Origin of the sequence: Actinoplanes sp. KI2 (genome assembly GCF_025630775.1) — a bacterium.
GTDB lineage: Bacteria > Actinomycetota > Actinomycetes > Mycobacteriales > Micromonosporaceae > Actinoplanes.
In genome coordinates this window covers 104118-128553 of record NZ_JAOSZE010000004.1, presented here as the reverse complement: position 1 = coordinate 128553, position 24436 = coordinate 104118, and the positions used below count along the sequence as shown (strand labels likewise).

General features: G+C 71.7%; 23 protein-coding genes. 8 read left to right on the top strand and 15 right to left on the bottom strand.

Annotation, left to right across the window (positions count from 1 at the left end; translation table 11 throughout):
* Positions 1-13 precede the first annotated feature (13 nt).
* On the top strand, positions 14-1969 hold the full coding sequence (locus tag ODJ79_RS05510) for a DEAD/DEAH box helicase (protein WP_263022222.1): 1956 nt from the start codon (positions 14-16) through the stop codon (positions 1967-1969).
* A 66-nt stretch (positions 1970-2035) separates the two neighbouring features.
* Here ODJ79_RS05510 and ODJ79_RS05505 read toward each other — a convergent pair whose 3' ends face one another.
* The gene (locus ODJ79_RS05505) at positions 2036-2692 is read right to left on the bottom strand and encodes a heme oxygenase (biliverdin-producing) (RefSeq protein ID WP_263022221.1); all 657 of its coding nucleotides are present in this window, start codon (positions 2690-2692) and stop codon (positions 2036-2038) included.
* A gap of 137 nt (positions 2693-2829) precedes the next feature.
* Here ODJ79_RS05505 and ODJ79_RS05500 point away from each other — a divergent pair, with 137 nt between their 5' ends.
* Positions 2830-3996, top strand: a complete 1167-nt coding sequence (locus tag ODJ79_RS05500; protein WP_263022220.1) for a class I SAM-dependent methyltransferase — start codon at positions 2830-2832, stop codon at positions 3994-3996.
* On the opposite strand, the gene ODJ79_RS05495 is transcribed toward ODJ79_RS05500, so the two are convergent.
* The 3 genes from ODJ79_RS05495 to ODJ79_RS05485 form a co-directional block, all read right to left on the bottom strand.
* Entirely contained in the window at positions 3960-4724 is a 765-nt protein-coding gene (locus ODJ79_RS05495; RefSeq protein WP_263022219.1) for a hypothetical protein, read from the bottom strand. The two genes, ODJ79_RS05500 and ODJ79_RS05495, sit on opposite strands and share 37 nt — an antisense overlap.
* A 490-nt stretch (positions 4725-5214) precedes the next feature.
* Positions 5215-5427: a heavy-metal-associated domain-containing protein gene (locus ODJ79_RS05490; protein ID WP_263022218.1), complete on the bottom strand. Its 213-nt coding sequence runs from the start codon at positions 5425-5427 to the stop codon at positions 5215-5217.
* Positions 5428-5455: 28 nt separating this feature from the next.
* Positions 5456-5764: a metal-sensitive transcriptional regulator gene (locus ODJ79_RS05485; RefSeq protein ID WP_263022217.1), complete on the bottom strand. Its 309-nt coding sequence runs from the start codon at positions 5762-5764 to the stop codon at positions 5456-5458.
* 295 nt (positions 5765-6059) lie between these two features.
* On the opposite strand from ODJ79_RS05485, the gene ODJ79_RS05480 reads away from it, so the two are divergent.
* Positions 6060-6710, top strand: a complete 651-nt coding sequence (locus ODJ79_RS05480; RefSeq protein WP_263022216.1) for a maleylpyruvate isomerase N-terminal domain-containing protein — start codon at positions 6060-6062, stop codon at positions 6708-6710.
* A gap of 334 nt (positions 6711-7044) precedes the next feature.
* Here ODJ79_RS05480 and ODJ79_RS05475 read toward each other — a convergent pair whose 3' ends face one another.
* Positions 7045-9201: a RecQ family ATP-dependent DNA helicase gene (locus ODJ79_RS05475; RefSeq protein WP_263022215.1), complete on the bottom strand. Its 2157-nt coding sequence runs from the start codon at positions 9199-9201 to the stop codon at positions 7045-7047.
* 116 nt (positions 9202-9317) lie between these two features.
* Here ODJ79_RS05475 and ODJ79_RS05470 point away from each other — a divergent pair, with 116 nt between their 5' ends.
* Entirely contained in the window at positions 9318-9716 is a 399-nt protein-coding gene (locus ODJ79_RS05470) for a hypothetical protein (protein ID WP_263022214.1), read from the top strand.
* Between the two features lie 115 nt (positions 9717-9831).
* Here ODJ79_RS05470 and ODJ79_RS05465 read toward each other — a convergent pair whose 3' ends face one another.
* The 8 genes from ODJ79_RS05465 to ODJ79_RS05430 form a co-directional block, all read right to left on the bottom strand.
* On the bottom strand, positions 9832-11718 hold the full coding sequence (locus tag ODJ79_RS05465) for a serine/threonine-protein kinase (protein ID WP_263022213.1): 1887 nt from the start codon (positions 11716-11718) through the stop codon (positions 9832-9834).
* Positions 11719-11802: 84 nt separating this feature from the next.
* Positions 11803-12813, bottom strand: coding sequence for a coiled-coil domain-containing protein (locus ODJ79_RS05460; protein ID WP_263022212.1), 1011 nt, complete (start codon positions 12811-12813; stop codon positions 11803-11805).
* Between the two features lie 62 nt (positions 12814-12875).
* Complete coding sequence (locus ODJ79_RS05455) at positions 12876-13646, bottom strand: SDR family NAD(P)-dependent oxidoreductase (protein WP_263022211.1); 771 nt, start codon at positions 13644-13646, stop codon at positions 12876-12878.
* Positions 13647-13655: 9 nt separating this feature from the next.
* Positions 13656-14465 (bottom strand): inositol monophosphatase family protein, encoded by an 810-nt coding sequence (locus tag ODJ79_RS05450; protein WP_263022210.1) that lies wholly within the window; start codon positions 14463-14465, stop codon positions 13656-13658.
* Positions 14458-14913, bottom strand: a complete 456-nt coding sequence (locus ODJ79_RS05445) for a response regulator (protein WP_263022209.1) — start codon at positions 14911-14913, stop codon at positions 14458-14460. Before ODJ79_RS05445 ends, ODJ79_RS05450 begins: the two co-directional genes overlap by 8 nt.
* The gene (locus tag ODJ79_RS05440; RefSeq protein WP_263022208.1) at positions 14910-16496 is read right to left on the bottom strand and encodes a sensor histidine kinase; all 1587 of its coding nucleotides are present in this window, start codon (positions 16494-16496) and stop codon (positions 14910-14912) included. Before ODJ79_RS05440 ends, ODJ79_RS05445 begins: the two co-directional genes overlap by 4 nt.
* Positions 16493-17695, bottom strand: coding sequence for a PP2C family protein-serine/threonine phosphatase (locus tag ODJ79_RS05435; protein ID WP_263022207.1), 1203 nt, complete (start codon positions 17693-17695; stop codon positions 16493-16495). The genes ODJ79_RS05440 and ODJ79_RS05435 overlap by 4 nt, the downstream gene beginning before the upstream one ends.
* A 78-nt stretch (positions 17696-17773) precedes the next feature.
* On the bottom strand, positions 17774-18109 hold the full coding sequence (locus tag ODJ79_RS05430) for a hypothetical protein (RefSeq protein ID WP_263022206.1): 336 nt from the start codon (positions 18107-18109) through the stop codon (positions 17774-17776).
* 77 nt (positions 18110-18186) lie between these two features.
* On the opposite strand from ODJ79_RS05430, the gene ODJ79_RS05425 reads away from it, so the two are divergent.
* Together ODJ79_RS05425 and ODJ79_RS05420 are read left to right on the top strand one after the other, a co-directional pair.
* Positions 18187-20538, top strand: a complete 2352-nt coding sequence (locus tag ODJ79_RS05425; RefSeq protein ID WP_263022205.1) for a M28 family peptidase — start codon at positions 18187-18189, stop codon at positions 20536-20538.
* A gap of 3 nt (positions 20539-20541) precedes the next feature.
* A complete protein-coding gene (locus tag ODJ79_RS05420; protein WP_263022204.1) occupies positions 20542-21081 on the top strand; it encodes a dihydrofolate reductase family protein in 540 nt (179 codons plus the stop codon).
* Here ODJ79_RS05420 and ODJ79_RS05415 read toward each other — a convergent pair.
* The gene (locus ODJ79_RS05415; RefSeq protein ID WP_263022203.1) at positions 21078-21362 is read right to left on the bottom strand and encodes a Smr/MutS family protein; all 285 of its coding nucleotides are present in this window, start codon (positions 21360-21362) and stop codon (positions 21078-21080) included. The two genes, ODJ79_RS05420 and ODJ79_RS05415, sit on opposite strands and share 4 nt — an antisense overlap.
* A gap of 10 nt (positions 21363-21372) precedes the next feature.
* The gene (locus ODJ79_RS05410) at positions 21373-21744 is read right to left on the bottom strand and encodes a tetratricopeptide repeat protein (RefSeq protein WP_263022202.1); all 372 of its coding nucleotides are present in this window, start codon (positions 21742-21744) and stop codon (positions 21373-21375) included.
* Positions 21745-21968: 224 nt separating this feature from the next.
* Here ODJ79_RS05410 and ODJ79_RS05405 point away from each other — a divergent pair, with 224 nt between their 5' ends.
* Both ODJ79_RS05405 and ODJ79_RS05400 read left to right on the top strand, forming a co-directional pair.
* Positions 21969-22706, top strand: a complete 738-nt coding sequence (locus tag ODJ79_RS05405) for a response regulator transcription factor (RefSeq protein ID WP_263022201.1) — start codon at positions 21969-21971, stop codon at positions 22704-22706.
* Positions 22684-24276, top strand: a complete 1593-nt coding sequence (locus tag ODJ79_RS05400; protein ID WP_263022200.1) for a sensor histidine kinase — start codon at positions 22684-22686, stop codon at positions 24274-24276. The genes ODJ79_RS05405 and ODJ79_RS05400 overlap by 23 nt, the downstream gene beginning before the upstream one ends.
* Positions 24277-24436 lie beyond the last annotated feature (160 nt).

Here is a 24436-nt window from a genome sequence, read left to right as displayed (position 1 = left end):
CCCGTAAAACTTCATGACAGACATCGAAAACTCCGAACCCGCGCTGGTCCCCGTCGTCAATCGGGCCCCCGTTCGCCCGGACAGTCCGACCTTCGCCGAGCTGGGCGTCCGCGCCGAGACCGTCGAGGCACTGGCGAAGGCCGGCATCACCCGAGCCTTCGCGATCCAGGAGTACGCGCTGCCCATCGCGCTGCGCGGCACCGACCTCATCGGCCAGGCCCCGACCGGCACCGGCAAGACCCTCGGCTTCGGCCTGCCGCTGCTCGAGCGGGTCATCTCCCCCGCCGAGGGCGCCGACGGCAAGCCGCAGGCGCTGATCGTCGTCCCCACCCGTGAGCTGGGTCTGCAGGTGGCCCGCGACCTGGCCGCCGCGGGCAGCACGCGCGGCGTCCGGGTGTTGCCGATCTACGGCGGGGTGGCGTACGAGCCGCAGGTCGACGCGCTCAAGAAGGGGGTCGAGATCCTTGTCGGCACCCCCGGGCGGCTGCTCGACCTGGCCAAGCAGAAGACCCTCAAGCTCAACTCGATCAAGGCGCTCGTGCTGGACGAGGCCGACCGGATGCTCGACCTGGGCTTCCTGGACGACGTCGAGAAGATCCTCGCGATGCTCCCCGAGCAGCGGCAGACCATGCTGTTCTCGGCGACCATGCCGGACCCGATCGTGGCCCTGTCCCGCCGGTTCCTGAGCCACCCGGTCACCATCCACGCCGGGCACACCTCCGAGAGCGGCCCGTCGCCGCTGACCAAGCAGGTCGTCTACCGCACCCACCCGCTGAACAAGCTGGAGATGGTGGCCCGCATCCTGCAGGCCCGCGAACGCGGTCTCACCATGATCTTCTGCCGCACCAAGCGGGCCGCCGACCGGGTCGCCGAGGACCTCGACTTCCGCGGCTTCGCGGTCGCCGCGGTGCACGGCGACCTGGGCCAGGGCGCCCGCGAGCGGGCGCTGCGAGCGTTCCGCAGCGGCAAGATCGACGTGCTGGTCGCTACCGACGTCGCCGCCCGCGGCCTGGACGTCTCCGGCGTGACCCACGTGATCAACTACGACTGCCCCGAGGACCCGGACACCTACACGCATCGCATCGGCCGCACCGGCCGGGCGGGCGCGACCGGCGTCGCGGTGACCTTCGTCGACTGGGAGGACATGCCGCGCTGGGTGCTCATCGACAAGTCGATGGGCCTGGGCATGCCGCAGCCGCCGGAGACGTACCACACGAGCGCCGCGCTCTACTCCGACCTGGACATTCCCGCCGACGTATCGGGCACGCTGCCGACCGCCGAGCGCAACCGGGCCGGCCTCTCGGCCGAGGTCGAGGAAGATCTGGGCGGCGGGCGCCGGCGCCGGGAACCGACGCGGGGTCGTGGGCGACGCCCGCGCGCCGGCGGCTCCGGTCCCGACGCGGGGGCGGCTCCGGCCGAGGATGCCGAGCGGCCCAAGCGCCAGCGACGCCGCCGCCGGGTGGGCGACGATTCCGATCTTTCCGGTACGCCCGAGGCCGGCGCGCCCGGGGAGGCCGGGTCGGTCGACACGGCCGAGCGGGGCGGCGCGGTGGCCAGGCGGTCCCGCGCGGCGGCCAAGCCGGCCGGCGCGGTGGCCGAGCCGGCCGGAGCAGTAGCCGAGCCGGCCGGGCCGGTGGCCGAGCCGGCTGGAGCGGTGGCCGAGCCGGTCGCCGGGGAGGCCGAGGCGGCGCCGAAGCGGGCTCGCACGCGGCGCCGGGCGCCGGCCACGACGCTGCTCTTCTCGGGCGGCAGCGACGAGGTGCCGGCCGGCGAGGCAACCGCCGCGCCGTCCGCGGGCGCGCTTTCCACAGACACGTCCTCCGCGGACGAGGACGGCCCGGACTCGGATGACGACGCCGACCGTCCGCGCCGTCGCCGTCGCCGAGGTGGCCGGGGCAGCCGCGGTTCCGGCAACGGCTCGGCCGCGAACGCCGCCGAGTCGTCCGGTGGCTCCGAAGCCGACGCGTAACCCTCTTCGGGCCCGGCCTCGGCCGGGCCACGCAGAGCTAGCGGCCGGGGTTACGCTTCGTGCCGTTCAGATCCAGCGTCGTGCCAGCTCGTCGAGGACCGCGAGGTGCAGACGGTGCGCCTCCACGGCCTCGGCGACCAGCTCGTCCCGCTCCTCGGACGACCCGGGAAGGGCGTCCAGGAGCCGGCCGTAATAGGTCTGAAACGCCTCGAGATCGATGCCGGGGAAAACGTAGAAACGGTGGCCGGCGCCGTTGAGGCCATAGACGCGGGCAATCGCCTGGCCCAGGTATTGGCCGCCGGCGAGATCGCCGAGGAAACGCGTGTAATGGTGCGCGATGAAGCCGACCGGGTGCGAGTTGGCGGCATAGCGCAGGCGCGTGCAGTAGGTCGTGGTGGCGGGCAGGGCGGCCATCCGGTCCGCCCAGCGCGGGCCGTGCAGGAAACGCAGATCCGCCTCGATCGGCGCCAGCCGCTCCAACTCGGGAAAGACGAACGCCCGGGCGATCGGGTCGTCGGCCATCGTGTGCCCGGCCAGCTCCAGCGCCTCGTAGAGAAACCAATACTGGGCGACCATGTCGGCATAGGCGACCCAGGAGACGCGGCCGGCGGCGAGGGCGTCCAGAAAGCTGTGCGTCTGGGTGATTTCGAGTGCTCTGCCGGTCTCGCGGCGCAGCCGTGCGGACAGCCGGTCGGCCCCCGGCGGGTCGGCCATGAAGGACATCGGCGGCGCACCTCGCTTCTCGCGCGAACAGCGTATCTATAGATCGACTTCGCGGCCCAGTAGGTGCCGGACGTGTGTTCGGCCACCGGCCGGTTCGGTGCGCCGGCCGGTCGCCGTGACGCGGGCAGAATGGAGAGATGCCAGAACCGCTCGCGGACGTCCTCGCCGAGGTACGCACCCTGCTGCTCGCTCCCGGCCTCACCCGGGCCGTCGCCGCCGGCCGTCGCCGGGGGAAGACACCGTCGGTGACGCGGGCGGAGTTGCGACCGGTGACGTTGAAGGGTGGCCCGCACCTACAGATCGTCACCGATGACGGCTCTCGGCCGTTCACCCGGAACGCCGCGCCCGGCGCCGAGGCGGAGTCGGCCGTCGATGCCCTACTCGCCGAGCCGTTCGGGAACTGGCACGTGGAGACTACGACGGCCACCGTGCAGGTGCGAATCACCAAGAAGGGTGACGCCCAGGTGCACCGCGGCGCGGCGCCCGCGTCGGCGCCGGACGCCGGGCACGACCGGGCCAAGCAGTGGCTGCTCGACCCGGGCGACCCGCTGTTCGAGGTGGTCGGCGGCACGGCGGCCAAGCGGCGGCAGGTCGACGCGTTCCTGCGGGCGCTGGCCGCGACGCTGCCCGCCGAGCTGCCGTCGCCGCTGCGCGTGGTCGACCTGGGCTGCGGAAACGCCTACCTGACCTTCGCCGCGTACCGCTATCTGTCCGCCCGCGGCGTACGCGTCCAGGTGGTCGGGGTCGACGTCCGCGAGGATCAGCGGATCCGGAACACGGCGGTCGCCGAGGCGCTCGGCTGCTCGGCGGACGTGACGTTCGTCGCCGGGACGATCTCCGACGCGTCGCTGCCCCTCACCCCCGACCTGGTGCTGGCGCTGCACGCCTGCGACACGGCCACCGACGAGGCGCTGGCCCGCGCGGTGCAGTGGTCGGCGCGCTGGGTGCTGGCCGCGCCGTGCTGCCACCACGACATCGCCGCCCAACTCAAGGGCGTCACGGCGCCGACGCCGTTCGGCGAGCTCACCCGGCACGCGATCATGCGCGAGCGATTCGCCGACGTGCTGACCGACACGCTGCGAGCGTCGCTGCTGCGGTTGCACGGCTACCGGGTCGAGGTGGTCGAGTTCATCGACTCCGCGCACACCCCGCGCAACCTGCTGTTGCGGGCGCGGCGCACGGACGCGCCACCGACCCCGGCGCAGCTTTCGGAGTACGAGTCGCTGACCGCGCAGTGGTCGGTGACGCCGGCGCTGGCGAAACTGCTTCAGACCACCACGGTCCACGCTGCGGTGTGCACCTGACCACCGACCTGGAAGTCGAAGAACATCCGGTAGGTGCCGCTGCTCGGCACCGACAGCCAAAACTTGACCTTGCCGTCGACCAGCGAGGCCTCCGGATGGACATGCACGTAGGCAAGGTCGCCCTGGCGAAGCACGACCAGATGACCGTACGCGCCGAGATAGGGCTCGACGACCGCCGGAGTGTGGTCGGGCCCGGCCACACTCATCAGGATCGGCTGGGTCGACCCGGTGCTCGGGGTGCCCTCGTAGCCGACGGCCAGCCCGTCCACGGCGACGGCGCGCGTGGGCGCCGGCAGCGGGACGGGCACGTAGTCGCCGGCGACGGTGAGGTCGGTGCCCAGCGTGGTCGCCACCGGCCGGCCGCCGACCAGCGCGGTGAAGTCCGCGATCATCCGATAGATGCCCGGCTGCGCGATAGTGAGGTCGATCCCCCAGGTGCCGTCGGCGGTCATCGACGGGTGCAGGTGCTGATAGCCGCTGAGATCGCGGCGGATCACGATGAGGTGCAGGAGCTTGTCGTGTACGACCGCGTACGAGGTGATCGGCGCCCCGCCCGGCCCGGTGATCCGGAAGCTGAGTCGCTGGGGCTGGCCGGCGACGAAGGTCGTGCGGGCCGGGACCAGGGTGAGCCCGCCCGAGCTGAGTGAGAGGCCGCCGACCGCAGCGCCCATGGTCATGGTCCCGCCGCCGGCGTTGTGGGTGTGCGGCTGGTTCTCGTCCACGACCATGCCCGGCATCGAGCCGCCGTTCGGCGCGCTGATTGGCGGGGCGGAGGCGGAGGTGCCGCCGTTGCTGAGGCGGCCCACCCCGTAGCCGGCGAACAGCGCGACGACGAGCAGCGCCCCGAAGGCCGCAAGCCGAAACCCGGCCCGATCCCCGATCGGCGCGGTCGCGGCCGTGCGGAACTCGTCCTCCCGCCCCTCGGCTGCAGGCTGCCCTTCTTTGACGGCCGCCCCGGCGGCAGACCGCCCCTCGACACCCGACCCGGCCGCAGACCGCCCCTCGACACCCGACCCGGCCGCAGACCGCCCCTCAACACCCGACCCAGCGGCAGACTGCCCGTCGACGGCCGACCCGGCGACAGGCCGCCCTGCGGCGGGCGGGCCGGCGGCGGGCGGCTCCTCGACAGCCGGCTCGGCGGCGGGTCGGTTTCCGATGCGGTTTAGGTCTGTGGTGGGGTCATCGGAGGCGGCGGGCTGGCCGCCGATTGGCGGGCCGTCAGGCATGCGCGAGCTCGTAGCCGGCCTCGTCGACCGCGGCACGCACGTCGTCCTCGGCGAGGGGTGCCTCGCTGGTCACCGTAACCTCGCCCGACGCGAGGTCGACCCGCACCTCCGCCACGCCCGGCAGCGTGGAGAGCTCGCCGGTCACGGCCTGGACGCAGTGCGAGCAGGTCATCCCGGTCACGGTGTAGGTGCTGGTCACAGCCATGAAAACGCCTTTCGGGGAACGGTGGCCGTCAAGATTTGACAAGCCGGGCGATCGCGTCGGAAGCCTCTTTGACCTTGGCAGTCGGATCCCCGGCCCGCGCCGCGTCGACCACGCAGTGCGCCAGGTGATCCTCGAGCAGGCCGACCGCGACCGCCTGCAGCGCGCTCTTGGCGGCCGAGATCTGGGTCAGCACGTCGATGCAGTACGTGTCCTCGTCGACCATCCGCTGCAGTCCACGGATCTGCCCTTCGATCCGGCGCAGCCGCCCGAGCAGAGCGGCCTTGTCACCGGAGTAACCATGCGGACCGTGCTGCTGCGGAGTCGCCTCGTCGGACATGCAGGCCAGCATACCCCCTCCCGGTATTCCTCCTCACCCGACCTCCCCCTCATCCTGTCCACTACCTGCCGTTTTGTCACCACGGGCCACCCGCCCGCGGGACACCCATCGCGCCCACGTGCACGTCACCTGGCCGGCCGCCCCGCCGCCGCCCCCACCCTGCGCGCCGACGCGACAACTACGACGCACAGGACACCTCCCCTACGACACACGAGAAGCCCCACGACGCACGGGACCCCTCCCCCCCCCACGACGCACGGACCTCTCCCCCGCAACGCCCGTTACATTGATGACCATGACAGCCGCCACCCCGCTCGCAGCCCTGGTCATCGAGACGGCCGCGCTGACCCAGGCGCTCGCCTCCCTCCCCGACTCGGCCTGGACCAGCCCGACCCGCTGCCGCCCGTGGGACGCACGCGCCCTGCTGGCCCACGTCCGCGTGGCCGTTGCCCGAGTCCCGCAGGCGCTCGCCGAGCCCGCCCCGCCGGCCGCGGACGTGTCGGCCTTGGCGTACTACCGCCCCGACGAGCGCTTCTCCCCCGCCACGAACACCGACCGCATCGTCACCGCTCAGGCGCAGGCATCCGACCTCCCCGCCCCGGCGATCCTGGCCGAGCTCGACGACCTACGCAGCGCGATCGTCGGCATGTGCACGCCCGAGCCACCCGACCGAGTGATCCGCACCCGCCACGGCGACGCCATGCTGCTGACCGAGTTCCTGAAGACCCGAGTCATCGAGGTAGCGGTACACGGCTTCGACCTGGCCGACGCGCTAGCCCAGCCGTCCTGGCTAACCCCGGCCGCCGCCGACCTCCTCCAGGACCTGCTGCTCGGCCCGTCCCGCACCGCCCCCGACCCGGAACGCTTCCTCCGCGCAGCCACCGGCCGAGCCACCGACCCGGACCTGCTGGCCCGCCTACAGTCCCGCCCTCTCACCCTGGGCTGACGGTCCCCGCCGATCAGACCGCTCGGCCACGGCGAGGTCTGGGTCACCCAGGCCAGCTCCGACGACCGACGCACCCGACGAGAGCAAGCGGGCTCGCCCCCGGCCCGAGTGGTCGCCCAGCAGCGCCGGCCAAGTGCGGCCGCATGCCCATGCGGTCAGGCAAGCGCCGCCGCACGAGAGCAGGCAGCAACCACCGCGGGCGGGCGCCGCGTGCGGGCGGGCGCCGCGTGCGGGCGGGCGCCGCGTGCGGGCGGGCGCCGCGTGCGGGCGGGCGCCGCGTGCGGGCGGGCGCCGCGTGCGGGCGGGCACCACGTGCGGGCCGGGCACCACGTGGTCAGGCCGAGACTGCCAATGCCAACGGCAGCACCCCCTCGGCGCCGGCGCGGCGGAGGGCTCGGCCGGCCAGCGACATCGTCCAGCCGGAGTCGACCAGGTCGTCTACCAGCAGGACGGGGGCGTTCAGGCCGGACAGCACGGTGGCCACCTCGGGCGGGACGGCGAAGGCGTCGTGGAGGGCGCGGACTCGCTGGGCGCTGTTTCCCCGCGAGGCGGTGACGGTCGGCGCGGAGGAGGTGACCGCGCCCAGCAGGGGCAGGCGGCCGACGCGGGCGATGTGCTCGGCCAGGGTGTGGATGAGCTGTGGATGACGGTGGGAGCCGACCTCGACGACCGCGGCCGGGCGCTGTCGCCAGGCGTCGTCGCCGTGGGCCCAGGCTTTCAGGATCTCGACGACCGCGGTGGCCAGTTCGTCGGGGATCGGACCGTCCGGGGAGTCGGGGGTGACCACCGTGCGCAGGCGGCTGCCCCAGCCGAGGTCCGAGAGACGGCCGACCGCTCGGCCCGGCTCGATCTGCTCGGCCGGGCCGATTTTGCCCTTGAGGGAGATGCCGACGGCGGCAAGACCGGTGGGCCACAGCTTCTTGGGGGCGATCTCGACGCCGGGGCGGCCCAGGAACGCGGCGGCGGCGAGGGACGCGGTCGACGCATCGGTGTCGAACAGTGGACCGGCACAGTTGTCGCAGCGGCCGCACGCCGTGGCCTCGGGGTCGTCCAGGCAACGCCGTAGGTATTCCATGCGGCAGGAGTCGGTCTCGGCGTACTCAATCATGGTCTTTTGCTCCGCCGAACGAGCCTCGGCGACCCGGCGCAGGCGGGCAGTGTCATAGGTCCACGGCTCGCCGGTGGCCAGCCAGCCACCGCGGGTGCGCCGGACCGCGCCGTCCACATCGAGGACCTTGAGCATCAGCTCGAGGCGGGTGCGGCGCAGGTCGACCAGCGGCTCGAGCGCCTGGGTCGACATCGGACGGTCGGTGGCGAGGTTGGCCAGCACCAGGCGCACCTGGTCTTCCGGCGGGAAGGCCAGCGACGCGAAGTATCGCCAGATGGCGGCATCTTCCCGGCCGGGGAGCAGGACCACCTCGGCGTGCTCGACGGCGCGACCGGCGCGGCCGACCTGCTGGTAATACGCGATCGGGGACGGGGGCGCGCCCAGGTGAACGACGAAGCCGAGATCGGGCTTGTCGAAACCCATGCCGAGCGCGGAGGTCGCGACGAGCGCCTTGATCTTGTTGTCTAGCAGGGCCTGCTCGGCGGCGCGGCGGTCGGCATCCTCGACCTGCCCGGTGTACGACGCGACCTGGTAGCCCCGCGAACGCAGGAAATCGGCGGTCTCGGTGGCCGCGGCGACGGTGAGCGTGTAGACGATGCCCGAGCCGGGGAGCTGATCGAGATGGTCGGCGAGCCAGGCCAGGCGATGCGCCGGGTCGGGCAGATCGAGGACGGCCAGGCGCAGCGAGTCGCGGTCGAGCGGGCCGCGCAGCACCAGCGCGTCGCCGAGCTGATCGGCGACGTCGGCGGTCACCCGGGCATTGGCCGTCGCGGTGGTGGCCAGCACCGGGGTATGCCCCGGGAGACCGGCCAGGAAGGTGCGGAGCCGGCGATAGTCGGGGCGGAAGTCGTGCCCCCAGTCGGAGACGCAGTGCGCCTCGTCGACGACCAGCAGACCGGTGCTCGCGGCCAGGCCGGGCAGCACGTTGTCACGGAAGTCGGGATTGTTTAGCCGCTCGGGGCTGATCAGCAGCACGTCGACCGCGCCGGACCTGATCTCGGACTCGATCTCGGACCACTCGTCGAGATTGGCCGAATTGATGGTGCGCGCGGTGATGCCGGCCCGCGCGGCGGCGTCGACCTGGTTGCGCATCAACGCGAGCAACGGGGACACGATGACGGTCGGGCCGGCCGGCGGATCACCGGCCGCGACGCCCTCGCGGAGCAGGGCGGTGGCCACGAAGTAGACCGCCGACTTGCCCCACCCGGTGCGTTGCACGCAGAGCACCCGCCGCCGGTCGACGGTGAGCGCCTCGATGGCGCGCCACTGATCCTCGCGCAGGCGCGCTTGGTCGCCGGCGAGCCGGCGCAGCACCCCCTCGGCCCGCTCGCGCACGGCAGCTCGCTCGGCCTCGTCGGCCCTGATCCGCGTCGTCTCGGTCATGCGGCATGTCTATCAGCCCGCTCCGACAAAACTTCGAGTTGTCCACAGGGCAGCCGTTGTCCACAGGCCGCCGGAACGTCCTTGACAACTTTATTTGTCGGTGCCAGGCTCGGGTCATGGCCAAGACGATTGCCGAGAAGCTACTGATCAAGCCGAATTCGACCCTGTGGCTGTCCGATCCGGCCCGGTTGCCGCTGCTCACGCCCATGCCCGACGGAGTGCGCGAGGTCGAGACGCTCGCCACCGCCAGCACCGCGGTGCTGTTCGCGGAGGATGGCGCGAGCGCGCGCAAGCTGCTCGAGGAGCACAGCGCCGACCTCGCCAAACCGGGGGTGTTCTGGGTGGCCTATCCGAAGGGAAACAAGGCCGACATCAACCGGGACACGCTGTGGCCGATCGTCGCCGACTTCGACATGCGCCCTTGCGGGCAGGTCGCGATCGATGACCGCTGGTCGGGCTTGCGCTTCCGGGCCAACCGCGAGGGCGAGGGCCGATTCACGGGCGGCGCGGCATAGCGAGGCCCGCGACCGGACGCACGGCGAGCCGGCGAGGGCGAATCAGAGGACGACTGCGAATCAGAGGACGACCGCGAATCAGAGCACGACCGCGAATCAGAGGAGGTGACCGGGATCAGAGGGTGACTGAGTAATCAGTGCCGGTGTGCGGCTTCGGCGAGAGGGAGGGCGGCGGGGTGACGGGCTTCGAAGGGTAGGACTGCTTCCGCGGTGGGGACGGGCGGTCGCGCTTGGCGTCCGGAGTTCGCCTCTCGCCGGCGGCCTCGCTGATCGTTCCGGCGGCCGGTTCGGTCACGGTGCTGCCCAGCACCTCGGCTCGGCACCTGCGCCCGTCGAGGGTGAAGGCCAGCGGCAGCGGGTTGTCGCCGCGGTAGGCGCCGCGCAAGGTGAAGGCCTTACGGGAGCCGTGGCCCTTCACGATGACCTTGCGGCCGGTCTGGGTCACCGCCGCCGGTGCGCCGGTCAGGCGCTGGGAGCCGGGGTAGGCGAACACCACCCGCCACGACGAGCGCCCCACCTCGTCGGAGGTCGCCACGGTCAGAACGGCCTCGTAGTCTCGGCCGGAGTCGTGCCGGAGCTGGTAGCGAACCACGCACGAGGTCTCCGGGGGCCCGACTGCGTCCGGTCCGGCGCCGGCTGCCTGGGCTCGCTCCGGCTCCTGGGTTTCCCGGGTCGTCGCCCAGCCCACGCCGGCGACGGCCAGGAGGCCGGCGGTCAACAGAGCCGCCTGCACCCGATGCCGGCCCGTCAGCACCTCGCGGGCCAGTCCGCCACCGGCGAAGAGGCCGCCGCCGAGCGGGCGTACCTGGCCGAGCCGCAGCCAGCCGGCGAGCCTCAGCCCGGCCCGCAAGCGGAACGAAGCCGCCCCGGCCAGCTCGCGCCACCGACGAGAAACACCGCCCGGCACAAGCCGCCCGGATGAGACTGCACCCGGCACAAGCCGCCCGGATGAGACAGCACCCGGCACAAGCCGCCCGGATGAGGCAGCACCCGGCACAAACCACCCAGACAGATCGACACCCGGCGTAAACCAACCGGACGAAGCGACACCCGGCGACGGCTGCCAACGGGAAACCGTGGGCAGCGGAACGACCGCCCGAGCCGGCGGCGGCGCATCCGCAGCCTGTGCACGCGCGGGCGGAAGGACCGGCTGGATTCCGGCCGTGTCGGCGAGGGCTCGGGCCACCGCGGCGGCGTCCGGGCGGTCCGCCGGCGACTTGGCCAGGCACCGAAGACACAGCTCGCCGACCGATCCGGGCATCCCGGGCAGCGACGGAAGCGGGTCGGGGTCGGCGTACAGGTGGGCGCGCAACGCCTCGGCCGTCGTCCCCGCCGGCCAGGGGAGCCGCCCGGTCAGCAGCCGATACAGCAGGAGCCCCAGCGCGTACACGTCGGTGGCCGCCGAGACCTGGGCGCCGGCCAGGCGTTCCGGGGCCAGGTAGGCCGGGGTGCCGAGGAGGCTGCCGTCCGGCGCCGCGTCCCGCTCCCCGACGATCGCCGAGATGCCGAAGTCGACGACCTTGGCGCCGGTCACCGTCAGCATCACGTTGGCCGGGGTCACGTCCCGGTGCACCAGCCCGCGCGCGTGGGCCGTGGCCAGCGCCGACGCCACCTCCACGGCGACCGTGACCGCCTCCCGCCAGGGCAGCGGGCCCTGCCGGCCGAGCCGCGCCGCCACCGACTCGCCGTCGTTGAGTTCCATCACCACGTACGGCACCGTCAGGCGCGCGTCCGAAAAAGTATCCGGAAGCGAATCAAGCGGCGACTCACCGAAGTCGAAGATCCCGGTGATGTGCGGATGGCAGAGCCGGGCCGCGGCCAGCGCCTCCTGCCGCAACCGGTCACGAAAGCCCTGGTCGTCGGCGAGTCGCGGGGACAGCACCTTGACCGCTACCGACCGGCCCAGCGTCTCGTCGTACCCGCGCCAGACGACGGACATGCCGCCGGTGCCGAGCTTCTCCACGAGCCGGTACCGGCCCCCGATGAGAGGCGGAGGCCCCATGTGCCGATTGTGGCCCCGGCGGCGACCCGCCCGACCGCGCACGGAGAAACCGAGGCGATATGTCCGGTTTCCGGAAACGGGGTCTCAGAGCATGGAGAGGTGCACGTGGTTCGTATGCACCACCGACGGCCCACCCTGCGGGCTGTACGCCTTCCACCCGCTACCGGGCATCCAGATCTGCCGATACCAGATCACGTACATGACGCCGAGCCGGTCCGCGTTCTTGATGAAGTACGCCGCCAGGTTGTTCCCGTACGTCTTGTCCGCCCCGGTCGCCGCCACATCCAGGAAGCCGGTCGAGTGCGCCGCGAAGTCGCAGGCCCGCCCCTTGGGATGCTCGCCGCTGTCCTGATGCCGGAAACAGGCCACGTAGTGCGTGAAGCCGTCCGCCTTGGCCTGCTGCATCGCATGCAGCGTGCGCGGCGTGATGCAGCCGGTGCTGGTCGGGTCGTCGACCGTGCAGGACTCCTTGGGCCACGAGCCGTCCGAGTTGCGCGGCGCCGGCTGGGCCAGCGGCGAGTTCACGCTGACGAAGCCGCCGGCCGCGCCACCGCCGACGCTGCCCAGGGCGAGCTCTGCTTCCCTCTTCTTCTTGGTCAGCGCCACGACCTGCTTCTGCTGCTCGACGACCTCCCGGTCGGCGGCGGCCTTGGCGGCCTTCGCGTCGCTCAGGTCGGTCCGGTACTGCTGCAGGATCTTGCCGTCCATCTGGGCGAGCATGTCGATCTGCTGGGCCCGCTCGAGGAAGGCATCCGGCGAGGTCGAGTTGAGCAGCAGGGACATCGTGCTGGTGCGGCCCAGCCGGTAGGTCCGGTTGACGATCACGCCGACCTGACTCTCCAGCTGCTTGGCCGAGGCCTGCGACGTCTTGACCGTGTTTTGCAGCTGGGCCTGCCGCTTCTTGGAGGCGTTGAGTTTCTGGATCGCGTCGGCCTGACCCTTCGCCGCCGACTCGAGCGCGTCGGCCAGGGTCTTGCTTCCGCCCTCGTCGGGGTCGGCCATCGCGGGGGACGACACACCGCCCACCCAGAGCACCGATGCGGCGATCACCAGCGCAATGACAGCGCTGAGTCGCCGCAGGATTACCGCCGCCACGGATACCTCCCAAGAGTCAGCGCGGAGACTTTACCGCGCCGTCAAGGGAATCTGCAGATCGCTCAGGTGGCCGAGTAACCGCCGTCGACGAAGAGTGTCTGCCCGGTTACCGCAACGGCAGCATTGCTGGCCAGAAAGATCGCACAAGCACCAAAATCTTGCGGTACGCCGTTTCTGCCGATCATCGTGCGGGCGGCGTGCCGAGCCACCGTGGCCGGATCGGCGAACACGGGTTCGGTCAGTGGCGTGTGCACGACCCCGGGCGCGATCGCGTTGCAGCAGACACCGTGCCGCGACCACGCCTCGGCCTGTGACCGGGTCAGCCCGACCAGGCCGGCCTTCGCCGCGCCGTAGGCCCCGCTGTTCCCGTACGCTCGGAACGCCTGCTGGGAGACCACGTTGATGATCCGTCCCCAGCCGCGGGCCGCCATCCGCGGGCCGAACGCCTGCCCGAGCAGGAACGGCGCGGTGAGGTTTGCGGCGAGCGTCACATCCCAGTCGTCCTCGGTGAGCTCGTCCAGCGGCGGGCGCCGGTTCACGCCGGCCGAGTTGATCAGCACGTCGGGCTCGCCGTACCCGCAAATGATCTTGTCAATGACGGCCGCGACGGCCGCCCGGTCGGCGAGGTCCGCGGAGATCGCGTGCCCCACCGCGCCGTAGCCGCGCAGCTCGGCGACCACCTCGGCCATCGGCGCCTCGCGCCGGGCCACCACCAGGACGCGAGCGCCGGCCCGGCCGAGCGCGACCGCCATCGCGCGCCCGATGCCCGAGCTCCCGCCGGTCACGACGGCCGTGCGACCGCGCAGACCGAAAACCTCGTTGAGGTACGACACGGGGCGAACTTACAAGACCGACGTGTCCGGGAAGAGTGTGCCGCGCACGGTGTGCCACACCTCATCGTTGGGCGCCACGAGCAGGCCGTGTTCGCTGTTGGCCGGGCGATAGGGCGCGCCGTCGAGGTGCCGGACGGTGCCGCCGGCCTCCCGGATGATCAGCGCACCGGGCACGTGATCCCACGGCAGGACCCGCCAGAACAGCGCGAACTGCTGCTCGTCGGTCGCGACGGCCGGGTATTCGTACCCCGCGCAGTGATGCCCGGCGGTGACCTCGCCGAGCCGGGACGCGTTCGCGCCGGCGATCTCCCGCAGGTGCGGCGGCAGGTACTTGCGGGCCACCACGCCGCGAAGTTCGCCGGCGCCGGGATCGTCCGTCCGGGTTTTCACGCGTACGCCGTCGCGATAGGCCCCCGCACCCGCCTCGGCGATCGTCAGGTGATCGCCGGGAACGTCGAGGATCCACGACGCGGCCGGCTCACCGTCCTGGATCAGCGCGACCATCACGGCGAACGGCGTCTTGCCGGCGGCGAAGTTGTTGGTGCCGTCGACCGGGTCGACGATCCACACCGCGCCCGGGTCGCGCACCCGGTCGAGCACCCGCGGATCGGCGGCCACCGCCTCCTCGCCGACCACCACCGAACCGGGCAGCAGCGCGGTGAGCCCGCGGGCCAGCGCCTTCTCCGACTCCTGGTCGGCGATGGTGACGACGTCACCCGGTGACTTCTGCTGGATCTCGCCCGCAGCGAGGCGGCGGAAACGCGGCAGCACCACCGTGGCCGCGACCTCCCGGATGAGCTCGGCGACCTGATCAAGCACGCGGCGGCAACTTCACGACGCTGACGAAGAACTCGTCGATCTGCCGGATCACCGCGATGAAGCGCTCGAAGTCGACCGGCTTGGTCACGTACGCGTTCGCGTGCAGCTGGTAGCTGCGCAGGATGTCCTCGTCGGCGGCCGAGGTGGTGAGCACGACGACCGGGATGCGGCCCAGGTCGCCGTCATTCTTGATCTCCTCGAGCACCTCGCGTCCGTCCCGGCGCGGGAGGTTGAGGTCGAGCAGGATGAGGTCGGGGCGCACGGCGTCCGCGTACTCGCCCTCGCGGCGCAGGTAGGCCAGCGCCTCGGCGCCGTCGGAGACGACGGTGAGCCGGTTGCGGACCTTGTGCTCCTCGAACGCCTCCTGCGTCATCAGCACGTCGCCCGGGTCGTCCTCGACCAGCAGGACCTCGATCGGCGTGCCGTCGGCACGCGTCGGACCAGTCACGCGTTGACCTCCGTCTTCTCTGTCGTGAGGGCGGGATCGGGCGCGCCCGGCAACACCGGAAGCGTGAAGTTGATCGACGTGCCCTCCTCGACGTCGAGGTCGAGCCAGATCCGTCCGCCGTGGTATTCAACGATCTTCTTGACGATAGCGAGCCCGATCCCGGTGCCCTCGTAGGCGTCGCGCGCGTGCAGCCGCTGGAAGATCACGAAGACCTTGTCGGCGAACTCGGCCTCGATGCCGATGCCGTTGTCCCGGACGGTGATCACCCACTCGTCGTCCGCGCGGCGGGCGCTCACCCGCACCATCGGCGGCACGTCCGGTCGGCGGAACTTCAGCGAGTTGCCGATCAGGTTGACGAACAGGGTGGTGAGCAGCGGCTCCTCGCCCTCCACCGTGGGCAGGTCGGACCAGCTGATCTCGGCGTCCTCGTCGACCCGGCTCTCCAGCTGAGAGCTCACGTCGGTGAGCACCCGCTCGAGATCGACCTCGGTGAACCCGGCGGTGATCCGCCCGATCCGGGAGAACGCCAGCAGGTCGTTGATCAACCGCTGCATCCGCTGGGCGCCGTCCACCGCGAACGCGATGTACTGGTCGGCGCGCTCGTCCAGCTGGCCGGCGTAGCGCCGCTGCAGCAACTGGCAGAAGCTGGCCACCTTGCGCAGCGGCTCCTGCAGGTCGTGCGAGGCGACGTAGGCGAACTGCTCGAGGTCGCGATTGGACCGGGTCAGCTCCTCGGCCTGCTGCTTGAGCTGATCGTTGACCCATTCGATCTGGCTGCGCGCCTCGCGCACCTCGGCCAGCTCCGCGGAGATCTTCCGCCGCATGCCGTCCACGTCGCGGGCGAGCATGGCCAGCTCGGGCGAGCCGGTGCTCTCGATGTGCTTGTCGTACTGGCCGGCCGCGACCTCGCGCACCTGCTCGGCGAGCTCGACGACCGGGCGGTTGACCAGGCGGTCGAGCAGCAGGAGCAGGGCCGCCCCGGCAAGGACGACGATGGCGGCGGCGGCGATCTGGATCGCCACCATGGTCGAGCTCGAGTCCCGCGCCGCGGTGGCCGCCTTGGCCCGCAGCACCACGATGTCGGCCTGCATGTCGGTGATGGCGGCGCGCAGCGCGTCGAAATCGGTGGTCGAGCCCGCGGCGATCAGCGCCCGGCCCTGCTCGGGCCCCTGGCTGCGAACCGCGGTGATCACCGGGTCGGCGACCTTGCGATGCCAGATGTCGGCCCGCTGCTTCACCACTTCGAGCGACTCGCGGATCGCCGTGTCGCCGGGGCGCAGGAGGCGCTCGATCCGGGCGATCGTCGCATTCTCGTCGGCGATTCCCTGGTTGTACGGGTCGAGCGAACTCAGCTCACCGGTGATCGCGTATCCCCGGATGCCGGTCTCCTGATCGACGTACGCCGTGTTCAGCGTCTCGCCCGCGGCCCGCATCGGGGTGGCCCGGTTGAGCACCTCGTCGAGGTGCCGGTTGTTCTGCGCGGCGGTGAACGCGGCGAACGCGGCCAGCGCGCTCAGCACGATCCCGGTGGCGACGCAGAGCGCGGTGATCCGGGCACGGAGGGTCCAGCCGCGGAGGTTCATCGGCCACCGCCGTGGGTGATCAGCAGCATCGCCACGTCGTCGGGGAGCGGACCGCCGTTGGCCTGGTCGGCCTGGCCGACCAGCCACGCCGGGAGGGCCGGCAGCGGCACCCCGCGGGCGGCCGGCTCGTCCAGCAGGCCGCAGAGCCCGTTCACGTCGAGCCGTTCGGTGCCCACGCCGGTATGCCCCTCGATCAGGCCGTCGGTATACAACAGCAGCGACCAGTCGCCGCCGGTCAGCTCCAGCTCGGTCGGTGGGGCCGGCTTGGGTCGTACGCCGAGGACGATGCCCGGTTTGGCGTCGACCGGCCGGGCGCGCCCGCCGGAGAGCAGCACCGGGGGCGGATGGCCGGCCAGGCGTACGGTCGCCTTGTTGGTCCTCAGATCGAACGAGACGGCGGCGACCGTGGCGAACACCTCACGGGCCCGGCGCTCGCTCATCAGCACCTGCTCGACCGAGCCGAGCACCTGATCGTCCGGCACGCCGGCGAGCACCAGCGCCCGCCAGGCGACCCGGAGCTCGACGCCGAGCGCGGCCTCGTCCACCCCGTGCCCGCAGACGTCGCCGACGATCACGTGCAACCGATCGTCACCGACCTGGACGACGTCGAAGAAGTCGCCGCCGAGCAGGCCTGTCGCCCGGCCGGAGCGGTAGAACGTGTGCACACCGACCGCGTCGGTGGACATCAACGGCTGGGGCAGCAGGCCGCGCTCGAGGCGGGCCGACTCGGCCTGGCGCAGCTCGACCTCGCGGAGCCGCTGGGCGTTCTCGTCGGAGCGTTTGCGCTCGACCGCGTAGCGCAGTGAACGGGTCAGCAAGACCCCGTCGACCTGGCCCTTGACCAGGTAGTCCTGCGCGCCCTCGGCAACCGCGGCGACGCCCAGGTGCTCGTCGGAGCGGCCGGTCAGCACGCAGACCGCGGCGCTGCCGGCGACCGCGAGCAGCTTGCGCAGGCCGTCGATGCCCTCGGCGTCGGGCAGCCCCAGGTCGAGCAGGACGCACTGGACGCCGCGCATCTTCGTGGTCGCCTCACGCAGCGTGGTGGCCACCAGGAGGTCGAACGGCGCCTCCGCCTCGTGCAGCAGCTCGCGGACGAGGAAGGCGTCGCCCTCGTCGTCCTCGACCAGCAGGACGCGCAGCCGCTCCTGGGGCGCCGCGGAAACAGTCCGGGCCCGGGGGGCGACCGACCGTTCCGTCATGTCGTTACCCCACTCGCTTGACTCGACCGGACTCGACGATGGTGTACCACACCCGACGGGCGCACAACTCGACAAACCTCACGGGTGGTCCTCGGCGGCTATCCGGCGCGCGTGATCGACGATGACCTGCCCGAGGATGCCGTGCAGCCGCCCGCAGTCGGGGCAGTGCAGGTTCTCGTCGAGGCGCCGGCTGCCGCAGCCGACACAGGTCCCGCGGTCCGCCGGATCGTGATAGGACTCCAGGGCCCGGCACAGCGCGCGGATCACATGATCGCTCAGCGCGAAGACGCCCTCGCCGAGAGCGGTACGCACCCCGACGACGGCCACCGGGTCGGCATCGGGATTCGGATCATATGGGGCAACGTTGTCGATGAACTGCGCGATCACGGCGGCAGGGTCGAACGGCGTGCTCACCCGCACCACGCTATGCCACGCCGGGAAGGATCTTTTCGGCTACCCAGGTGTCGTACCCAACCGCTTAGATGCTCCTCATGACTGATCCAGCTCTCGTCACCGGCGTCCGCCGGGCCATCGCCGCTCTGGCCACGGTGGCCGTCCTGGCCCTGGCCGGGGTCGCGGCGATCTGGTCGGTTCGCCCGCCGGCCGCGCACGACGCCGGGCCCACCGGGTTCAGCGCCAGACGGGCCTTCCAGCAGGTCGAGGCGATCGCCACCCGGCCGCATCCGGTCGGCAGCGCGGCCCAGGGCGAGGTGCACGACCACCTGGTCTCGGTGCTGCGCGGGCTCGGGCTGTCGCCGGAGGTCCAGGACACCGTGTCGGTCGAGGGCGGCGCGCTGTCCTCCAGCGCCGGGGGTATCGGCCTGGCACACGTGCGGAACGTGGTCACGGTCGTCCCCGGCACCGCCTCGACCGGCCGCATCTTCCTGGTCGCGCACACCGACTCGGTGCAGACCGGCCCCGGCGCCAACGACGACGCGGCCGGCGTCTCGTCGATCCTCGAGATCGCCCGCGCGCTGACCAGCGGCCCGCGCCTGCGCAACGACGTGGTGCTGGTGCTCACCGACGGTGAGGAGGCCTGCCTCTGCGGCGCCAAGGCCTTCGTCGACCAGAACCCGCTGGCCAAGGACGGCGGGATCGTGGTCAACCTGGAGGCCCGGGGCAGCAGCGGCCCGGCGATCATGTTCGAGACCGCGACGGACAACCGCGCGCTGATCGACGTGTACGCGCACGCGCCGCACCCGGTCGGCACGTCGTTCGCGGTCGAGATCTACCGGCTGCTGCCCAACGACACCGACTTCACCGCGTTCCGGGAGGCCGGGTTCACCGGGCTGAACTCGGCGTACATCGACGGCGCCGCGGTGTACCACGCGCCCACCGACCTACCCTCGTCGATGGATCTCGACAGCCTCCAGCACCACGGCGACAACGCCCTCGCGGTGACCCGGGATCTCGGCGGCCGTGACCTGTCGACGCTGAAGTCGTCCGACGACGCCACCTATTTCCCCGCGCCCGGCCTGCTGGTCCGCTACCCCGGCGAGCTGGTCGGGCCGCTGGCCGGGCTGGCCCTGATCGCCGTCATCGCGTTCGGCTGGCTGGCCCGGCGGCGCGGCCTGACCACCGGTCGCAAGCTGGCCGGCGGCTTCGCGATCACACTTGTGCCGATCGTCGTGGCGCCGGTGCTGGCCCAGGTCTTCTGGCTGGTGCTCAAGCTGATCCGCCCGGAGTACGGTGCGATGCCGATCGACCCGTACCGCCCGCAGTGGTACCGCCTCGGCGTGCTCGCGCTGACCGCGGCGGTGCTGTTCGCCTGGTACGCGTGGTCGCACCGGATCCGCCGGGCCGGCCCGGTGGCGCTCGCCGTCGCCGGTCTCGGCTGGCTGGCCGTACTCGGCATCGCCCTGGCCACCGCCATGCCCGGCGGCTCCTACCTGGGCGCGGTGCCCGCGCTGACCGGCGCGGTGGCCGGCATCGTCGCGCTACTGACCCGCGGCTGGTGGTCCGCCCTGGCGATCGCGGCGGGCGGGGCGGTGGCGGTGATCGTCCTGCTGCCCACGGTGATCATGTTGTTCCCGGCGCTCGGCATGCCGATGGCCGGCGTCGGCGCGTTCCTGGCCGTACTGCTCGGCCTGGCCCTGCTTCCGGTGATCGAGCTGCTCCATCCGATCGCCGCCGGGCAGCGCGGGCTGGCGGCGCTGAGCGCCGTCCGGCGTGGCGCCGTGCCCGCCCTGGCCGCGCTGCTCGCCACCGTGGTCTGCGCCGCGGTCGGCCTCTCGGTCGATCGGTTCGACGCCGCCCACCCGTCGCTGACCCACCTGATGTACGCGCTCGACGCCGACAACAACACCGCGCAGTGGCTGAGCAAAGAGCCGAAGGTGCAGCACTGGACCTCGCAGTACGTCTCCGGCAACCCGCGACAGGTCAACGCGACGCTGCCCGCCTTCGGCCCGGAAGAGATGCGCACCGGCACGGCACAGCCCGCCGACCTGCCCGCCCCGAAACTCACCCTGGAGTCCGACACCCGGTCGGGTGACAGCCGGGTGCTGAAGCTCCGGCTGCAGCCGCAGCGGCCGGTCCGGTTCGCCACGCTGCACGTCGCGGCGGGCGTGACGGTCACCGCGGCCACGATAGGCGGACGCGAGGTCTCGCCCACGGTCAAGCCGGACGGGCCGTGGGGCTTCGGCTTCGTCTTCCACGGGCCGCCGGCCGACGGCATCGAGGTCACGCTGACCGTCAAGACGACCGGTCCGGTCAAGTTCCGGGCGATGGACGGCAGCGACGGGCTGACCACGCTGCCCGGCTTCCACCCCCGACCGGCCGGGGTCGGCATCCTCGGGTCGCACTCCAGCGAGTTGCTGGCGGTGGCCAAGACCTACACGCTGTAAATCATGGCGAAGGTGCTCTACTCCGCGACCATGTCGCTCGACGGCTTCATCGCCGGCCCGAGCGGCGACATGTCCTGGCTCGCCGACTACCTCGGCGACAACCCGGTCGCCGCGGGCCTGGTCGAGCAGATCGGCGCACTGCTGATCGGCCGGCGCACGTTCGAGGGTGACGACCCCCACCGGGGTACGGAGAAGGAGGGCGCGCTCGAGGGCGCGTGGCAGGGGCCGCAGTTCGTGGTGACCCACCACCCGCTCGCGCCGCCGCCCCCGGGCATCACCTACGTCACCGACCTGGAGAGCGGGGTCGCCGCGGCCGCGGCGGCAGCCGGCGACAAGTACGTCAACATTCTCGGCGCCGACATCGCCCGCCAGGCCTTGACCCTGGGCCTGGTCGACGAGGTGCTGGTGTTCATCGCGCCGGTCCTGCTCGGCGACGGCACCCGGCTGTTCGCCTTCCCCGGCGGTGCCAAGATCGGCCTGGAGCGGATGAGCCAGTCCGAGGCGCCGCTGGCCACCGGCGTCTGGTATCGGATCGCGCGCTAGCGACCCCGGCCGCGGCGTCCGGTCGGGGCGTCGTGGCGGAAGTGCACGAACAGGCGGCCCCAGTTGTCGCCGTCCTTCTCCACCCGGTGGTACAGCTGCTTGATCTCGCGCTGGTCGAGGAAGCGAAGCACCTTCTTCTTCAGCGCGCCGCTGCCCTTGCCCGGGATGATCTCGACCGTGGCGGCCTTCTTCTCGATCGCCTCGTCGATGATGCCGCGCAGGGCACGGTCGATCTCGTGACCCTTGTTGAAGATGTCGTGCAGGTCGAGCTTCAGTTTCACGAGAGCCAGCCTATGCGTGTTCGGATTTGCCGAGCCATTCCTCGACCCGGCGGACGGCGTCGTCGTAGTCGCTGTGCCGCTTCATCGCGGCCGCCAGCCGCAGGTGCGGCAGCGCCTCGCGGAATCGGCCGGCCCGCTCCAGGGTCCGGCCGAGCACGTGGTGCGCGTAGTGGTCCGACGGATCATGCTCGATCAAGGTCCTGAGCTGGGCCTCGGCCCCGGCCAGCTGCGCGGAGTTGAAATACGCGCGGGCCAGCAACTGGCGTACGGCGGTGTTGTGCGGCTCGGCCTCGACGATCGGCTCGAGCAGGCGGGACGCGCCGAGCGGGTCACCGGACTCGAAGAAGAAGTTGGCTCTGCGGTACTCCTCGAGAAGATCCACGTGCACGCTCCCCACGCTCGCGCCGCCCGGCAGACATCAACGCTGGCACAACAAGCGGCCAACTGCGAGTGTTCCGCGGTTGCAAGCTTCCCGACAGGCCACCGCATCAGGGCACGAAACGGGCATCTGGCGGTCGACCATGTCATCCGACCGTGCGGACGGGTCACAGGTGCTACACAGGAATCGAAAAGGTGGCGCAAAGCGTGACCGGTGAAAGTAGTGGCATGACGATGGCGAACGCAGAATCCGGCACCGAACTTCGCCGCCCCGACGGCGGCCCGGTTCGTGTCCTCGTGGTCGACGACGAGCCGACGCTCGCCGAGCTGCTCTCGATGGCGCTGCGCTACGAGGGCTGGGACGTGAAGAGCGCCGGCGACGGCCAGACCGCCGTGCGCACCGCCCGCGAGTTCCGGCCCGACGCCGTCGTCCTCGACATGATGCTGCCCGACATCGACGGGCTGGAGGTGCTGCGCCGGCTGCGCGGCGAGTCGCCCGAGGTCCCGGTGCTGTTCCTGACCGCGAAGGACTCGGTGGAGGACCGGATCACGGGGCTCACCGCCGGCGGCGACGACTACGTGACCAAGCCGTTCAGCCTCGAGGAGGTCGTGGCCCGGCTGCGCGGCCTGATGCGCCGGATGGGGCACTCGCCGATGCGTACCGACTCGCAGTTGGTCGTCGGCGACCTGTCGCTCGACGAGGACAGCCACGAGGTGCGCCGCGGCGGCGACCTGATCACGCTGACCGCCACCGAGTTCGAGCTGCTCCGCTATCTCATGCGCAACCCGCGCCGGGTGCTCAGCAAGAGCCAGATCCTCGACCGGGTGTGGAACTACGACTTCGGCGGCCAGGCCAACGTGGTCGAGCTCTACATCTCGTACCTGCGGAAGAAGATCGACGCGGGCCGCGCGCCGATGATTCACACCATGCGCGGGGCCGGCTATGTCCTCAAGCCCGCTGACTGATCTCCCCGCCGACCGTCCCGCCCGCTGGCGCAGCCCGCGGAGCTGGCCGCTGCGTACCCGCATAGTCGCGATCCTGGTCGTGCTGCTCGCCGCGCTCGGCCTGGTGGTCGGCACCACCGCCGAGATCTTCCTGCGGCACCAGCTGTACGACCAGTTGGACAAGCGCATGGACAAGGCGCTGTACCCGCCGCCCGGCGGCGGCAATCAGTTCGACAACGGCGGCCGCTTCCGGCCCGGCAACGACGGCGATTCCTCGAGACGCCCGTTGCTGGAGACCGGCTCGCTGTCGCTGACCTACGACCCGACGACGCACCAGGTCGACACCGGCACCAGCGGCATCGTCCAGCTTCCCACCGGCGCCGAGGGCAACTTCCAGCCCAGCTATGAGCCACTCAGCGCGGCCTCGCTGGAACAGCTCTTCTCGGTCAAGCCCAACGGCGACAAGACCAACATCACCCTCGATGGGCAAGGGTCGTTCCGCGTCGTCGCCCAGTCGCTCCCCGCCAGCGGCAAGGTCCGCGTGACCGGGCTGTCCCTCGGCAGCACCAACGTGGTGTTGGAGGGGGTCGCCCTGGTCACCGGCGGCGCCGTGCTGATCGCCCTGGTTATCGCCGGCTGGACCGGTGCGTTCATCGTCCGCAGCACGCTGCGGCCGCTCGGCCGGGTCGCGGCCACCGCCACCCGGGTCTCCGAGCTGCGGCTCGACCGCGGTGAGGTACAGCTGGCCCAGCGCGTGCCGGAGGCCGACACCGACCCGGGCACCGAGGTGGGCGCGGTCGGCGCGGCCCTCAACCGGCTGCTCGACCACGTCGGCAACGCGCTCGAGGCCCGGCACGCCAGCGAGATGCAGGTGCGCCAGTTCGTTGCCGACGCCAGCCACGAGCTGCGCACCCCACTCGCCGCCATCCGCGGGTACGCCGAGCTCAGCCGCCGCAGCCGCGCGCCGATCTCGGACGAGATCGGGCACGTGCTGAACCGGGTCGAGTCCGAGGCCAAGCGGATGACCGTGCTGGTCGAGGACCTGCTGCTGCTCGCCCGCCTGGACGCGGGACGGCCGCTCGCCCACGACCCGGTCGACCTGACCATGCTGGCCGTCGACGCGGTCAGCGACGCGCACGCCGCCGGACCCCGCCACTACTGGCAGCTGGATCTGCCCGAGGAGCCGGTCATGGTGATCGGCGACGGCGCCCGGCTGCACCAGGTGCTGGCGAACCTGCTGGCCAACGCGCGTACGCACACGCCGGAAGGCACCGGCGTCACGGTCTCGGTTCGCGCCGACCACGATGCGGCCGTGGTGCACGTGATCGACGGTGGGCCGGGCATCCCGGCCGAGCTGCTGCCGCACATCTTCGAGCGGTTCGCCCGCGGCGACAGCTCGCGCTCCCGGGCGGCCGGCAGCACCGGGCTCGGGCTGTCGATCGTGCACGCCGTGGTCACCGCGCACCGGGGCAACGTCTCGGTGCAGAGCGTCCCCGGCCAGACGATATTCACGGTGGTGCTGCCGCTCGTACCGCCGGACAGCGTCCCAACAGCTGGTCAGTTCGCGCAGGTTGCGCCGCGCGCGCAATGACACGTTATGCTTGCCGACGTGTCTTGGACCTATCGGTGGTTTACCGGGCCGGCTGTCGCCGGTGCCTCGGTTGTCACCGCATGACCTGAGACACCAGCCAGAGCCGGCCGAGGCAGCGACGACGTCGCTGCCTTTTTGTTTGCCGGCTCTCGCCACGGGC